Source organism: Micromonospora haikouensis (assembly GCF_000876225.1).
GTDB classification, from domain to species: Bacteria; Actinomycetota; Actinomycetes; order Mycobacteriales; family Micromonosporaceae; genus Micromonospora; species Micromonospora haikouensis.
This window is the reverse complement of record NZ_JXSX01000002.1, coordinates 243486-257109: the sequence shown is the minus strand read 5'-3', so window position 1 is coordinate 257109 and position 13624 is coordinate 243486. Positions and strand designations below refer to the sequence as shown.

At 75.2% G+C, this 13624-nt stretch carries 13 protein-coding genes; 6 read left to right on the top strand and 7 right to left on the bottom strand.

Annotated elements, in window-relative coordinates:
- Position 1: 1 nt before the first annotated feature.
- On the top strand, positions 2 to 2299 hold the full coding sequence (locus TK50_RS17705) for an AAA family ATPase (protein WP_043965156.1): 2298 nt from the start codon (positions 2 to 4) through the stop codon (positions 2297 to 2299).
- A 34-nt stretch (positions 2300 to 2333) separates the two neighbouring features.
- Here the strand turns inward: TK50_RS17705 and TK50_RS17700 are convergent, their stop codons facing one another.
- Positions 2334 to 2843 (bottom strand): GNAT family N-acetyltransferase, encoded by a 510-nt coding sequence (locus TK50_RS17700; RefSeq protein WP_043965153.1) that lies wholly within the window; start codon positions 2841 to 2843, stop codon positions 2334 to 2336.
- Positions 2844 to 2913: 70 nt separating this feature from the next.
- A complete protein-coding gene (locus tag TK50_RS17695) occupies positions 2914 to 3909 on the bottom strand; it encodes a hypothetical protein (protein WP_052503863.1) in 996 nt (331 codons plus the stop codon).
- 245 nt (positions 3910 to 4154) lie between these two features.
- Between TK50_RS17695 and TK50_RS17690 the strand changes: the two genes are divergently transcribed.
- Positions 4155 to 4370, top strand: a complete 216-nt coding sequence (locus TK50_RS17690) for a hypothetical protein (protein WP_043965151.1) — start codon at positions 4155 to 4157, stop codon at positions 4368 to 4370.
- 6 nt (positions 4371 to 4376) lie between these two features.
- Here TK50_RS17690 and TK50_RS17685 read toward each other — a convergent pair whose 3' ends face one another.
- The 4 genes from TK50_RS17685 to TK50_RS17670 all read right to left on the bottom strand — a co-directional run bounded on the left by TK50_RS17685 (position 4377) and on the right by TK50_RS17670 (position 7856).
- A complete protein-coding gene (locus TK50_RS17685; RefSeq protein WP_043965149.1) occupies positions 4377 to 4826 on the bottom strand; it encodes a DUF3263 domain-containing protein in 450 nt (149 codons plus the stop codon).
- A 128-nt stretch (positions 4827 to 4954) separates the two neighbouring features.
- Complete coding sequence (locus TK50_RS17680) at positions 4955 to 5977, bottom strand: ABC transporter permease subunit (protein ID WP_043965147.1); 1023 nt, start codon at positions 5975 to 5977, stop codon at positions 4955 to 4957.
- Positions 5974 to 6984: an ATP-binding cassette domain-containing protein gene (locus tag TK50_RS17675; RefSeq protein WP_043965144.1), complete on the bottom strand. Its 1011-nt coding sequence runs from the start codon at positions 6982 to 6984 to the stop codon at positions 5974 to 5976. The genes TK50_RS17680 and TK50_RS17675 overlap by 4 nt, the downstream gene beginning before the upstream one ends.
- Before the next feature lie 86 nt (positions 6985 to 7070).
- Positions 7071 to 7856: a DeoR/GlpR family DNA-binding transcription regulator gene (locus tag TK50_RS17670; RefSeq protein ID WP_043965142.1), complete on the bottom strand. Its 786-nt coding sequence runs from the start codon at positions 7854 to 7856 to the stop codon at positions 7071 to 7073.
- Between the two features lie 194 nt (positions 7857 to 8050).
- Here TK50_RS17670 and TK50_RS17665 point away from each other — a divergent pair, with 194 nt between their 5' ends.
- The 3 genes from TK50_RS17665 to nagA all read left to right on the top strand — a co-directional run bounded on the left by TK50_RS17665 (position 8051) and on the right by nagA (position 11141).
- Positions 8051 to 8980: an SIS domain-containing protein gene (locus TK50_RS17665; RefSeq protein ID WP_043965140.1), complete on the top strand. Its 930-nt coding sequence runs from the start codon at positions 8051 to 8053 to the stop codon at positions 8978 to 8980.
- A gap of 62 nt (positions 8981 to 9042) precedes the next feature.
- The gene (locus TK50_RS17660) at positions 9043 to 9996 is read left to right on the top strand and encodes an ROK family protein (protein WP_082106475.1); all 954 of its coding nucleotides are present in this window, start codon (positions 9043 to 9045) and stop codon (positions 9994 to 9996) included.
- 35 nt (positions 9997 to 10031) lie between these two features.
- Entirely contained in the window at positions 10032 to 11141 is a 1110-nt protein-coding gene (gene nagA / locus TK50_RS17655) for an N-acetylglucosamine-6-phosphate deacetylase (RefSeq protein WP_043965135.1), read from the top strand.
- Positions 11142 to 11551: 410 nt separating this feature from the next.
- Here the strand turns inward: nagA and TK50_RS17650 are convergent, their stop codons facing one another.
- Positions 11552 to 12763 carry a DUF4032 domain-containing protein gene (locus TK50_RS17650; RefSeq protein WP_043966440.1) on the bottom strand — a complete coding sequence of 404 codons (1212 nt, stop codon included), beginning with the start codon at positions 12761 to 12763 and terminating at the stop codon, positions 11552 to 11554.
- A gap of 90 nt (positions 12764 to 12853) precedes the next feature.
- Between TK50_RS17650 and TK50_RS17645 the strand changes: the two genes are divergently transcribed.
- Positions 12854 to 13624, top strand: coding sequence for a phosphatase PAP2 family protein (locus tag TK50_RS17645; RefSeq protein ID WP_043965132.1), 771 nt, complete (start codon positions 12854 to 12856; stop codon positions 13622 to 13624).

Sequence of the window (13624 nt, the reverse complement as noted above, 5' to 3'; positions counted from 1 at the left end):
GATGGCCGCACCCGCACCCGAACTGACCCTCGTCGCCAGCCTGCGACCGGCCGCGCTGGACGGCCGGCGCGGCGTGGTGCGGTTGCACCCGGAGGTGTTGACGGCGCTCGCGCTGCGCCCCGGCGACCCGGTGCGGCTCGCCGGCCGCCGGGTGACCGCCGGGATCGTCGCGCCGGCCGGGCCCGCCGCGAGCACGGCGCTGCTCTACGCCGACGACCTGCTCCTGGGCAACCTGGGCGAACGCGACGGCGGGCAGGTCACGGTGAGCCCCGCACCGGTGGTCCCGGCCCGCCGGGTGACCCTGACCGGGCCGGTGCAGGTCACCGCCGCGGTCTCCCCCGAGATGCTCCGCCTCGCGCTGCTCGGCAAGGTCGTCACCGTCGGCGACGACGTGTCCCTGCTGCCGCAGGACGTGCTGCCGGACGCCTCGGTGCGCGCCCTCGTCGCGGCGGCCCGGCACCGCCTGTCCAGCAGCGTCGGGTACGCCTGGACGAGCACCCTGCTCACCGTGGCCGCCGCCGAGCCGGGCGTCGCCGCGCTGGTCACCATGGACACCGTGGTCGGCTGGGAGCACGGGCCGGCCACCCGGGCCGGCGGCTCGGCCGGTCCCGCCCACGCCGGCGCACCCGGCCACGCCACCGGGAACGGTCCGGCGGCCGGGCCCGACGCGACGACCGGGGCGACCGGGCCCGACGGGCGGGCCCCCGACGGCGACGACGCCGGGGCGGACGCCGCGCCCGCCGTGGACGAGCTGCCGGGGCTGCGGGCGCAGGCGCAGGAGCTGACCGAACTGCTCGACCTCGGGTTCCACCACCGGGAGGTGCTGGGCCGGCTGGGCACCGGCGTGTCGCTCGGGGTGCTGGTCGCCGGGCCGGCCGGGTCGGGCAAGTCCGCGCTGGTCCGGGCGGTCGCCGCCCGGGTGGGCGCCCGGGTCCGCCCGGTCTGGGCACCCGAGCTGGCCGCGCTCGCCAACGACGCGGCGGCCCGGCGGCTGCGCGCCGCCGCCGACGAGGTACGCGGCGACGGCCCCGCCGTGCTGCTGGTCACCGACGTGGAGGCGCTCGCCCCGGCCGACGACGCCGGGCCGGTGGCCACGGTGTTCCGCCAGGTGCTCGCCGAGACCGTCCGGGCCGGGGTGGCCGTGGTCTGCACGACCAGCCGCCCCGAGGCCGTCGACCCGGGGCTGCGCGCCCCGGACCTGCTGTCGCTGCGGATCACCGTGCCACTGCCCGACCAGGCGCTGCGCCGGGAGCAGCTGACCGTGCTGACCCGCCAGGTGCCGCTGGCCGAGGACGTCCGGCTGGACGAGGTCGCCGGGCGTACCCCCGGGTTCGTCGCCGCCGACCTGGCGGCGCTGGTGCGGGAGGCCGGGGTGCGGGCCGCGCTGCGGCAGAAGACGGCCGACGCGCCGACGGTGGCGATGGCCGACTTCGCCGCCGCCCTGGAGGTGGTCCGGCCGACGACGATGGCCGGGTCCACGCTGGAGCTGGCGGACGTCACCCTCGACGACGTCGGGGACATGGTCGAGGTCAAGCAGACGCTGACGGAGTCGGTGCTGTGGCCGCTGACCTACCCGGACACGTTCGCCCGGCTGGGCGTGCAGCCGCCGCGCGGGGTGCTGCTCTACGGGCCGCCCGGCTGCGGGAAGACGTACCTGGTGACCGCCCTCGCCGGCTCGGGGCGGGCCAACGTGCTCTCGGTGAAGGGCGCGGAGCTGCTGTCGAAGTGGGTCGGCGAGAGCGAGCGGGCGGTCCGGGAGCTGTTCCGCCGGGCCCGGGAGGCCGCCCCGACGCTGGTCTTCCTCGACGAGGTGGACGCGCTCGCCCCCGTACGCGGCCAGGCCAGCGACGGGGGCACCACCGACCGGGTGGTGGCCGCCCTGCTCACCGAGCTGGACGGGGTGGAGTCGCTGCGCAACGTGGTGGTGGTCGGCGCGACCAACCGCCCCGACCTGGTGGACCCGGCGTTGCTTCGCCCGGGCCGGCTGGAACGGCTGGTGTACGTGCCGCCGCCCGACGGGGACGCCCGCGCAGAGATCCTGCGCGCCGCCGCCCGCAACGTCCCGTTCGCCGACGACGTCGACCTCGCGGCGCTCGGTGCCGGGCTGGACGGCTTCTCGGCGGCGGACTGCGCGGCGCTGGTGCGGGAGGCGGCGCTCGCCGCGATGCGGGAGTCGCTGACCGCGTCGACGGTCACGGCGGGGCACGTCGAGACGGCGCGGCAGCGGGTCCGCCCGTCGCTCGACCCGGCCCAGGTCGCCTGGCTGGCCGCGTACGCGCAGGCCCGCGACGCGCGCTGAGGCTCGCGCCGCCGCCAGGACGGTGCCGGGTGGGTCAGAAGGCGGGCGGGATGGCGTCGAGGGAGATCTCGGCGCGCACGGCGTCGCCGTCCTCGATCAGCTTCGCGCCGCACCTGCGGAGCACCGACACGGCACCGGAGTTGTCCCGGGTGGTCTCCGCCACCACCGTGTGCATCCCGGCCGCCGCCGCGAGGTCGAGCAGCTCGCGCAGGGCCGCCGCGCCCACGCCCTGGCCCCGGGCGGAGCGGCCGAGCCAGATGCCCGTCTCCACCGTCCCCGGCTCGGCGCGGCGGGTCATCCGGATCATGCCCAGCACCTCGCCGCCGACGAGGACCGCGTACATGGCGGTGTGGGTGGGGCCGTCGAGGCCCGCCATGCCCGTGCGGTAGTAGTCCCGGAACGCCTCCCGCCGGGCGTGCGACCAGCCGGCCGGCGCGTCGACCGGGGGCATCACGTCGTCGGGCTCGGCCTCGGCGACCGCCACCGAGAGCAGCGGCTCCAGGTTCCGTTCGTCCACCGGCTCCAACCGGACCGTTCCCGTCACGTGCCGAAGTCTGCCGTCCCGCACCCGCCCGAGTCCACCCTTTGGCCTCCCTCGACCGGTCCGGCAGCAGCTACGAGCCGGTCGGCGGGCCGGCGGTGGCTCGACCGGGGCCGAACTCGCAGAGGACGACGGAGGCGTCGTCGGTGGCCTTGTGCCGGCGCAGCCGGTCCGGCCGGTCGCGCTCGGCGGCGCGGACCCGGTCGAGGAGCGCGCCGGGCCCCTCGGCGGCGACCAGGTCGAGCAGGCCGGCCCAGTCGAGGAGCCCGAACTGCTCGACGGCGCAGGAGGCACCGTCGGTGAGCAGGGCCGCCCGGCGCAGGCTCCCCGGGCCGCGCAGCGGCTCCGTGCCGGTGATCGCGTGGTACGCGGCGTCGGGGTCGGCGGCGGCGACCCAGTAGCCGTGCGTGCGGTTCATCCGCTCCCGCTGCACCGTGACGGCCCGCCGGAACCGGGTGACCGGGTCGTCGCCAGGGCCTGCGGGCAGGGTGGACGCCGTGCGGCGCAGGTCGGCCACCGCGTGCTCCAGCCGGTCGTCGGTGACGGCGCGCACCCGGCCGCCGACGTCGAGCACCAGCGGGCTGTCGCAGAGCACGAGCCAGTCCGCCTCCCCATCGCTCTCCCGCAGCAGGCAGACGGTCGACGAGGGCGTGCCGGGATGGTCGAGGTCGCAGTCGGTGCCGTGGTCGGCCCGTACCGCGAGGATCGCCGCGGCGAGGGTGCTCGCCAGGGTGGCTGCGGGCCGGGCGGCGGCGGCCAGCCCGATCCGGGCGGCGAGGTGCCGGACGTACCAGGCGGGAGAGTGCACGCAGCCGGTGGCGAAGCCCTCGGGCACGGTCGCGCCGTCCAGCACGCCGACCAGCGGGCCGAAGCGGAAGACCAGGTCCTCGTTGACGGCCCGGCCGGGTGCCGGCGCGGAGGCCGACCGTACCCGCATCGTCGGCCCCGCCGAGCCGGCGCGGGTGCCCGGCGCGGCCGCCGCCTCCGCCGGGGTCGTCGCCCGCCCGGCCGTCACGGTCCGCCCGGGCCGGGCGTCCCCGGCCGGTACGCCCCGGTGCGCTGCCGCCATGCTCCGCTCCCTCCGCCGGCACCCGCCTGACCCACCGGACGGGCCGTATGCACCGTCCCCTCCGGTGATCCGGCGCTGACCCGACGGGGAGGCGTCCCGGGTCGGTGCGGCCCGAGCACCAGAACTCGACGATACGGGCCGGTCACCACGGGTAGCGTCAGGATCGGATTTGGCCACCCGGAACGGGCCTGCGCGGTGCGCCGGCCGGCGGGCCGGGTGCCGTTCGACGGCGACAGGGGGATCGCATGTTGGCACGGTTGCACCAGTCGGGTCTCAAGGCGGAACACGCCTACCTGGCCGGCTTCGTCAGTATCGGCCTGTCCTTCACCAGCTGGTTCCTGTCCAAGCACCTGGAGCGGGCGGGGGTGGCCCGGGCGGACCGGTGGGGCATCTTCATCGGGGAGTGGGCACCGACGTTCTTCGCCATCGGCAACGGCCTGCGCAGCTACGAGACCGACTGAGTCGGGTCAGCGCCGCCGGTTGCGGGCCCGGGACGAGCGCAACCGGCGCAGCCGGCCGACGAGGACCGGCTCGGCGGCCAGCGCGGCCGGATTGTCCAGCAGCCCGTTGAGCAGTTGGTAGTAGCGCGTCGCGGAGAGGCCGAAGGTGTCCCGGATCGACTGCTCCTTGGCCCCCGCGTGCCGCCACCACTGCTGCTCGAAGGCGAGGATGCGCAGTTCCCTCTCGGTGAGGCCGGGGGCGGCGGCGACCGGCTCGGCCGGGTCCGCTCCGGGCTCGGGTTCGGGTTCGGCGGCGCCGGGTTCGGCGCGGGTGGCCGGGGCGGGGGTGGCGGCGTCCGGCGCGGACCGGGGTGGGGGGACGGTGACGCCCTCCCGGGTGCCCGTCGCCTCCCGGCCGCCGGGGCGCGCCGGCTCGGGCCGGTCGGTGTCGGCCGGGGCGGCGTCGGCAGGCGGCATGGCGGTCCTCACGCGGGCGGGTGAAGGGCCGGCGAAGCCGCGCCGGCCGGGGGGATCCCCAGCCTAACCAGGGCGGACCCGGACCGCATCGGACGTGCGGTGCGGTCCGGGCCACCCGGTGTCACCGCTCAGGCGACGTCCCGCCGGCGCATGCTGACCAGCGCCGCCCCGAGGACGACCACCAGCGCGACGGAGAACAGGATCGAGGCGTGCTGCCAGGTCAGGTCGAAGGTAGCGGGCTTGCACTCGCCGTAGTACGTGGCGTTGCAGGCGTTCCAGTCCTCCAGGGTGACCTTCTTCGTCATCCAGGCGAGCCCGTACGTCGGCAGCAGCCACGCCTCGACGAAGCGCGCCCCCGCCATCGACATCACGATGCCCAGGCCGAACTGGCCGACCACGACGGCCCCGATCGCCCCGCCGAGGGCCATCGCGGTGTGCCGGCCCAGCGAGGCCAGCGCGAACCCGATGGTCGCCGCGACCACGATCAGCACCAGCCCGCGCAGCCCGGTCAGCGCGAACGACTGCCACACCCCGGAGGTCATCTTCTCGGTGGTGCCGCGCAGCGTGCCGACGACCCAGAACCCGGCGGTCCAGAGCGTCGCGGTGGCCAGGGTCACGGCGACGAGTCCGGTGAGCAGCGCCGCCAGCTTGGTCAGCAGCACGGTGAGCCGCTGCGGTCGCCACAGCAGCAGGTTCATCATCCCGCCGGAGCTCCACTCGGCGCCGACGAAGGAGGCGCCGATCACGAACCCGAGCAGCGCCAGGATCGCGGTGAAGGTGACGATCATCTCCTCGAAGCTCGCCCGGAAGTCGAACGTCGACGGCAGGAACCACCGCGCCTCGATGCTCTCCGGCGGCGGCGGAGTGATCATCTCGCAGTCCGGCGGGAACCGGCCCTCCTGCTGCTGGTCCTGACCGGACGCCTTGGCCTGCTCGCAGGCCTTGCGCTCCTGCTCGGCCCAGCGCACCTGCTCCTGGTACTGCTGCTCGGCCTGCCGCTGGGCGGCGGCCTGCTGCTCGGGGCCGATCTTCTGGTTGGTGAAGAAGACCCCGACGAGGACCGCCCCGAGCACCAGCAGGCCGAGCACCGTAGCCCAGCGCGCGAAGCGCCGCTTGCCCAGCCGGCGCAGCTCCGTGCGATAGAGGCTCATGCGCCCCAACCTCCCCCGACGGCGCCGGGCTGACCCGCGTCACCGACCTTCGTGGACTGGTCGACCTGGCGGTGCTGCCCCGGCACGGGTGCGGTCGAGGTCAACTCCAGGAAGACGCTCTCCAGGTCGACCGTGACGGGGGCCAGCTCGCTGACGTAGAGGCCCTGGCCGGCGAGGATCCGGCTCACCTGGGCCGGCTTCTCGACGCCGGCGAGCATCAGGTGGTCGGGGTGGGCGGTGACCGCCACGCCAGCCCGGCTGAGCGCGTCGGCCGCCGCCGGCAGGTCGGTGACCGCCTCCAGCCGGACCCGCACGGCCCCGCCGGAGTGCTCGGCGAGCACCTGGTCGACCGGGCCGAAGGCGACCCGCCGGCCGAGCGAGATGATGGTGACCGAGTCGCAGATGAGCTGGATCTCGCCGAGGATGTGGCTGGACAGCAGCACGGTCATCCCGGAGGCGGCCAGGTCCCGGGTCAGCGTGCGCATCTCCCGGATGCCGCCGGGGTCGAGGCCGTTGGCGGGCTCGTCGAGGATGAGCAGCTTCGGGTTCTTGAGCAGTGCCGAGGCGACCGCGAGGCGCTGCTTCATGCCGAGCGAGTACGTCTTGACCCGCTCGCCGGCCCGGTCGCGCAGGCCGACCAACTCCAGCACCTCGTCGACCCGGGTCTGCGGCACCTCGCCCGCCCCGGCCAGCAGCGACAGGGTGTCGCGGGCGGTGAAGTGCGGGAAGAACTGGGGGCTCTCGACGATCGCGCCGACCTGGCCGACGACGGCGGGCAGGGCGGCGGGCACCTCCTGCCCGAGGATCGCCATCCGGCCGCCGTTGGGCCGGATGAGCCCGAGCAGCGTACGCAGGGTGGTGGTCTTGCCCGAGCCGTTGGGGCCGAGGAAGCCGTGCACCTGCCCCTGCTCGACCCGCATGTCGAAGCCGTCGAGGGCGTGTCGGACCCCCCGGCGGCGACTCTTGTACGTCTTGCGTAGACCTTCTATTTCCAGGACAACTGACAAGCTGCGCCTCCCCCGATGAGTCGGTGACGACGCACACCATACGCGGTATGCAGAGGGAAGCAATACCCGGTATGCAGTACGGCGCGTCAGGCGATGACGACGTGGACGCCCGCCGCGCGGAACGCCTCCACCAGCTCCGGGTTCGCGCCCGAGTCGGTGACCAGCGTCTCCACCCGCTCGACGGGGCAGATCCGGGCGAACGCGTGCCCGCCCAGCTTGGACGAGTCCGCGATGATCACCACCCGCTTGGCGCGGGCCACCATCAGGTTGTTCATCGCCGCCTCGCCCTCGTGGTGGGCAGCGGCGCCGAGCTGCGGGTCGATCGCGTCCACGCCGAGCAGGGCGACGTCCAGGGTGACCTCGCGCAGCAGCGCCCCGCCCAGCGGGCCGACCAGCTCGAACGACTTGGGCCGGACCACGCCGCCGGCGACCACCACCTTCATCCGGGAGCGCACCAGCAGCTCGTTGGCGATGTTGAGCGCGTTGGTGACGACGGTGAGCTGCGCGCCCTCGGCGCTGGTGTTCAGGTCGGGCCGGACGGCCAGCGCGCGGGCCACCTCCGTGCTGGTGGTGCCGCCGTTGAGGCCGACCACGGTGCCCGGGGTGACCAGCGCGGCGGCGGCGGCCCCGATCCGCTGCTTCTCGGCCGAGTGCTTGGCCGTCTTGTAGCGCAGCGGCAGGTCGTAGGAGACGCCGTTGGCGACCGCGCCGCCCCGCGTCCGGGTGATCATCTGCTGCTGGGCGAGCTGGTCGAAGTCGCGGCGGATGGTGGCCTGGGAGACGTCCAGCCGCCCGGCGGCCTCCTCCACGCTCACCCGCCCGTTGTCAGTGAGCATCTCCAGCAGCGCGTTCCATCGGGCGTACCGGTCCACTGCGGCGCCTCCACTGACTGCACGAAGGGTGATTGATTGCGTGCACAGTAGTGCGCGAAACTACCAAGGTGCAAAACTCCGCTCTGCGCGATCGGGGACCCGGTTGCCAGAGACGCGAGGTTTCGCGCAGAATAACGCGCGAAAGGCGGCCGTATTGCGCCGTATTGCGCACGACCTCCCAGCGAGGAGTTCTCATGGCGTTCGTGCACGCGGAGATCGCGAGTCAACCCGACTGTTGGCGGGAGGCAGCGCTGCTGGCCCCCACGGTCGCCGAGCACCTGCCGCTCCCCGGGGAGCGGGTCGCCGTCGTCGGTTGCGGCACGTCGTGGTTCATGGCGACGGCGTACGCCGGCCTGCGCGAGGCCGCCGGCCACGGCGAGACCGACGCGTTCCAGGCGTCCGAGTTCCCCACGGGCCGCCGCTACGACCGGCTGATCGCCGTCACCCGCTCCGGCACCACCACCGAGGTGCTGGAGCTGCTCGCCGCGCTGCGCGGCCAGCTCCCCACCACCGTCATCGTCGGCGACCCGGCCTCCCCCGCCGTGGACGTCGCCTCCGCCGTGGTCGCCATGCCGTTCGCCGACGAACGCTCCGTGGTGCAGACCCGCTTCGCCACCACCGCCCTGGCCCTGCTCCGCGCCCACCTCGGCGACAACCTGGCCGCGCTCTCCGCCGACGCCGAGGTCGCCGTCCGGGCCCCGCTGCCGATCGACCCGGCCCGCATCGAGCAGGTCACCTTCCTCGGCCGGGGCTGGACGATCGGGCTGGCCCAGGAGGCCGCGCTCAAGTGCCGCGAGGCGGCCACCTTCTGGGCCGAGGCGTACCCGGCCATGGACTACCGGCACGGCCCGATCTCGGTGGCCGCGCCGGGCCGGCTGGTCTGGGCGTTCGGCGACATCCCCGAGGGGCTCGCCGAGGACGTCGCCGCCACCGGGGCCGCCTTCGTGCACAGCCGCACCCACGGCTGCCGCGCCGTGCTCACGAGCTGGGCCGCCGGGCGTACGCCGGTCGACCCGATGGCCGACCTGATCCTCGCCCAGCGGTTCGCCGTCGCCCTGTCCACCAGCCGGGGCCTCGACCCCGACGCGCCCCGCCACCTGACCCGCTCCGTGGTCCTCGCGTGAGCCCAGCCGACGCCGCCGGTCCCGCCGACGTCGTCGTCGCACTGGACGTGGGCGGCACCGGCATGAAGTGCGCGCTGGTCCGCCCGGACGGCAGCACCGTCCACACCGAGCGGCACCCCACCGACGCGGGCCGGGGCCCCGACGCGGTCGTCGAGACGATCCTCGACGTCGCCGAGGGGCTGGCCGGCAAGGCCCGCGCCGACGGGCTCGACCCCGTCGCGCTGGGCATCGCCGTGCCCGGCGTCGTCGACGAGGCCGCCGGGGTGGCGGTCTGGTCGGCGAACGTGGGCTTCCGGGACGTACCCCTGCGGGACCTGGCGGCGGCGCGGCTCGGGCTGCCCACGGCGCTCGGCCACGACGTACGCGTCGGCGGCCTCGCCGAGGCCCGGCTCGGCGCGGGCCGGGGCACCGGGCACGTGCTCTTCGTCGCGATCGGCACCGGCATCGCCGCCGCCCACGTCGTCGACGGCGTGGCCGCCACCGGCGCGCACGGCGCCGCCGGGGAGATCGGCCACATCCTCGTCCGCCCCGGCGGCCCGCGCTGCGGCTGCGGGCGCGACGGCTGCCTGGAGGCCGTCGCCTCCGCCTCGGCGATCGCCCGCCGCTACGCGGAGGCCACCGGCGCGGGATTGACCGGTACGGGGCCGACCGGCGCGGCGGGCGGCGGTGGGCTGGCCGGCGGTGGGCTGGCCGGCGGTGGGCTGGCCGGCACGCCCGCGAGCGCCGCCGACGTGGCCGACCGGGCCGCCGCCGGGGAGCCCGCCGCCGCCCGGGTATGGGCGGAGGCCGTCGAGGCGCTGGCCGACGGACTCGCCACCGGCCAGTCCCTGTACGACGTGGAGGCCGTCGTGGTCGGCGGCGGCCTCGCCCAGGCCGGTCCCCGCCTGTTCGACCCGCTGCGCGCCGCGCTGCACGAGCGGATGACGTTCCACCGCCGGCCGCGCCTCGCCGCGGCGGCCCTCGGCGACGAGGCCGGCTGCCTCGGCGCCGCCCTGCTGGCGCTCGACGCCCGCTGATCTGTACCGGCACGCCTCACACATCTGGAGAAGCGATGACCCTGCGGGTGAACGGCAAGGTGGTGACCCCGACCGGCGTGATCCGGCAGGGCTGCGTGGAACTCGACGGCGACCGGATCACCGCCGTCGCCGAGTACCCGTCGGTGCGCGACGGGCACTGGATCGTCCCCGGCTTCGTGGACATGCACACCCACGGCGGCGGCGGGCACACGTTCACCACCGGCGACGCCGGATCCGCCCGCCAGGCGGCGGCCTTCCACCTGGGGCACGGCACCACCACCCTGCTGGCCAGCCTGGTCAGCTCGCCGTTCGAGCTGATGCGGGCGGCGACCGCCGCGTACCGGCCGCTCGTCGAGGAGGGCACGCTGGCCGGCGTCCACTTCGAGGGTCCGTACCTGTCGGCGGCCCGGTGCGGCGCGCAGAACCCGCAGTTCCTCCGCGACCCGTCCGTCGCCGAGCTGACCGAGCTGATCGAGCTGGGCGGGGGCGCGGTGCGGATGGTCACCCTGGCCCCCGAGCGGGACGGGGCGCTGGAGGCGATCAAGCTGCTCACCGCCCACCGGGTGGTCGCCGCCGTCGGCCACACCGACGCCACGTACGACCAGACCAGGGCCGCCGTGGCGGCCGGCGCGAGCGTCGGCACCCACCTGTTCAACGGCATGCGCCCGGTGCACCACCGCGAGCCCGGCCCCGTCGTGGCCCTGCTGGACGCCCCGAACGTGGTCTGCGAGCTGGTCGCCGACGGGGTGCACCTGCACGACGGCATGCTCACCTTCGTCACCGCCACCGCCGGCCCCGAACGGGCCGCGCTGATCACCGACGCGATGTCCGCCGCCGGCATGCCCGACGGCGAGTACGAGCTGGGCGGCCAGGCCGTCACCGTCGCCGACGGGGTGGCCCGACTGGCCGCCGACGGGGCGATCGCCGGCAGCACCCTCACCATGGACGCGGCCCTGCGGCACGCCGTGCACGCGGGCGTGCCGATGGCGGACGCCTGCCGGATGGTGGCCACCACCCCGGCCCGCGCCATCGGCCTCGGCGACCGGGTCGGCGCGCTCCAGGTCGGCCTCCGCGCCGACCTCGTCGTCCTCGACGACGACCTGAACGTGGTCCGGGTGATGCGCGGCGGCTCCTGGATGGAGTGACGTCGGCGCGGCGGTGCCTCTGCGCGCGGTGGCTCAGCGTGGGGTGACCCCCGTCGGCGCGGTGACCCCCGTCGGCGCGGTGACGCGGCCGACCCGACAGGCGCACCACGCGCGCTAGCGAGCTGAGTCGTCTACGACATCACGCACCCGACGACGCGCGCTTCCGACCCCGGCGACGCGCACTCGCAACCCCGGACAACGCACGCCTGCGGCCCCGGACAACGCACGTTCGCACCCCCCGCACGACGCACGCCTGCGGCCCCGACGGCTTCCGATGACCACCGACGGCCACCCGATCCATCCACGACATCAGCTCGCTAGCGTCGGCAGGAGGCATTGCCGGGCAGGGCGGCCGGGTCAGGGCAGGGCAAGGCGGGCGGGTCCGGGCGGGTCAGGGCAGGGCGGGCGGGTCAGGGCAGGGCGTCGACCTCGACGCCGAGGACGGCCTGCTCGTCGGGGCGGTGCACCAGCACGTCGGCCAGGTACGACTGCACCGCGTGCCGCATGCCGACGTCCCGGCCGGCGCGCTCGGAGAGCAGCCACTTGTGCTCGATGATCTGCGCGAACAGCTCCTGCGGCTCCAGCTTGCGCCGCAGGTGCGCCGGCACCGCCCGCACCACCGGCTCGAAGACCTCGGTGAGCCAGCGGTGCGACGCCTGCTGCTCGTCGGTCAGGTCGCTCTCCGCCCGGTACGCGTCGAGGTCGTTGAGCAGCTTGCGGGCCTGGTTCTCCTCGGCGTCCAGCCCGGTGAGGCGGAGCAGCCGGCGGTGGTGGTAGCCCGCGTCGACCACCTTCGGCCGCACCAGGTACCGCCCGTCACCGAGGGTGGACAGGGCCACCTCCGCCACGTCGAAGCCCAGCTCGTTGAGGCGGCGGATCCGGCGCTCGATGTCGTGCCGGGCCTTCCGCTCGACCTGCTGCTCGTAGGTGATCTCGTGCCAGAGCCGCTCGTAGCGCTGCACGACCTCCTCGCACACCACCTCCGGGTCGATCGACTCGTGCAGCAGGCCCGCGGCCTGGAGGTCGAGCGCCTCGCCGAAGATGTTGACCCGGGCGATCTCCAGGTCCTCGCCGCGCTGGCCGTTGGACAGCGAGCTGTGCAGGGCACCCGTCTCGGCGTCCACCAGGTACGCGGCGAACGCGCCCGCGTCCCGGCGGAACAGCGTGTTCGACAGCGAGCAGTCGCCCCAGAAGAAGCCGGTGAGGTGCATCCGGACGATCAGGGCGGCCAGCGCGTCGAGCAGCCGGCCCATCGTCTCGGGGCGCAGCGTGTGCGAGAACAACGCCCGGTAGGGCAGCGAGAACTGGAGGTGCCGGGTGATCAGCACCGGGTCCAGCGGCTCCCCGTCGTCGGTCTGCCGGTCGGCGACGATCGCCACCGCCTCCACCGACGGGAAGTCGATCCGCTCCAGCGCCCGCAGCAGGTCGTACTCCCGCTCGGCGACCCGCTCGCCGGTCTCCTTGACCGCGTAGACGTACCCGCCGAGGCGCACGAAGCGCACGATGTGCCGGGAGATGCCCTGCGGCAACGCCACCAGGTGCTCGGCAGGCCACTCCTCCAACGGGGTCGACCAGGGAAGGTCGAGCAGCGCCGGGTCCACGAGGGCAGAGGTGATCCGCACGCCGACCAGCATGACGCGTCACCCCGCCGGAGCGCACCCCATCGTGCCTCGCCCCACAGCGGCCACGCAGCGGCCCGGTAGCGTGGTCGCGTGCGTGAAACCCAGACGGTACGGCGGAAAGTGCAGCTCAGGCCCGTACGCCCGGCCGGCTGGTGGTGCGACGCGCTCCTGCTCGCCGGATTGGTCACCATCACGCTCGCGCTGGCCCGGGGGGCCCTGCTCGGGCTCGACCTCGCGGTGAGCCGCTGGGCGTTCGCCCACGACCCGGTGCCGCTCTACCGGACCGCGCAGGTGTTCAACCTGCTCGGGCAGGGCGGCTGGCTGCTCATGCCGATCTCCGGCGCGCTGGCGGTGGCCGTGGCGTGGCGGCACCGCTCGGTGCGGCCGTTCCTGCTGGTGGGCGGGGCCTTCCTGCTGACGTCCGCGACCATCGGGCCGCTGAAGCTGTGGACCGACCGGGCCGCGCCGACCGCCAGCGTGAAACCGCCGTTCCTGCCGCCCGAGGAGGCGGTGCGCATCTTCAACGACCTGCCGGCCGGGGCGTACGCGATGTCGTACCCGTCGGGGCACGTGGCGAACGCGATCGTCTGGTACGGGGTCATCGCGGCGCTGCTCGTCGCGCTGACGGCCGGGCGGCTGCGCCCGACGGCGCACCGGCTGATCCGGTTCGCGCCGCCGGCGATCCTGCTGGTCACCACGACCTACCTGAACTACCACTGGCTCACCGACGGGCTGGCCGCGCTGCTGCTGGGCCTCCTGCTGGACCGGCTGCTGCACCGGGTGCCGTGGGACGACCTGCCGCTGCCCGGTCGGTTGCTGCGCGGCTGGGATCGTCCCGCGCTGTTCACCTCGACCCCCTAG

What these genes read in the sequence shown, in the direction of transcription:
- TK50_RS17685 (WP_043965149.1), bottom strand. Translation starts at nt 4,826, where the DNA reads ATGCCGCCTGCCGACGCCGCCCCGGCCGACACCGACCGGCCCGAGCCG.
- TK50_RS17705 (WP_043965156.1), top strand. Translation starts at nt 2, where the DNA reads ATGGCCGCACCCGCACCCGAACTGACCCTCGTCGCCAGCCTGCGACCG.
- TK50_RS17680 (WP_043965147.1), bottom strand. Translation starts at nt 5,977, where the DNA reads ATGAGCCTCTATCGCACGGAGCTGCGCCGGCTGGGCAAGCGGCGCTTC.
- TK50_RS17690 (WP_043965151.1), top strand. Translation starts at nt 4,155, where the DNA reads ATGTTGGCACGGTTGCACCAGTCGGGTCTCAAGGCGGAACACGCCTAC.
- TK50_RS17660 (WP_082106475.1), top strand. Translation starts at nt 9,043, where the DNA reads ATGAAGTGCGCGCTGGTCCGCCCGGACGGCAGCACCGTCCACACCGAG.
- nagA (WP_043965135.1), top strand. Translation starts at nt 10,032, where the DNA reads ATGACCCTGCGGGTGAACGGCAAGGTGGTGACCCCGACCGGCGTGATC.
- TK50_RS17665 (WP_043965140.1), top strand. Translation starts at nt 8,051, where the DNA reads ATGGCGTTCGTGCACGCGGAGATCGCGAGTCAACCCGACTGTTGGCGG.
- TK50_RS17695 (WP_052503863.1), bottom strand. Translation starts at nt 3,909, where the DNA reads ATGGCGGCAGCGCACCGGGGCGTACCGGCCGGGGACGCCCGGCCCGGG.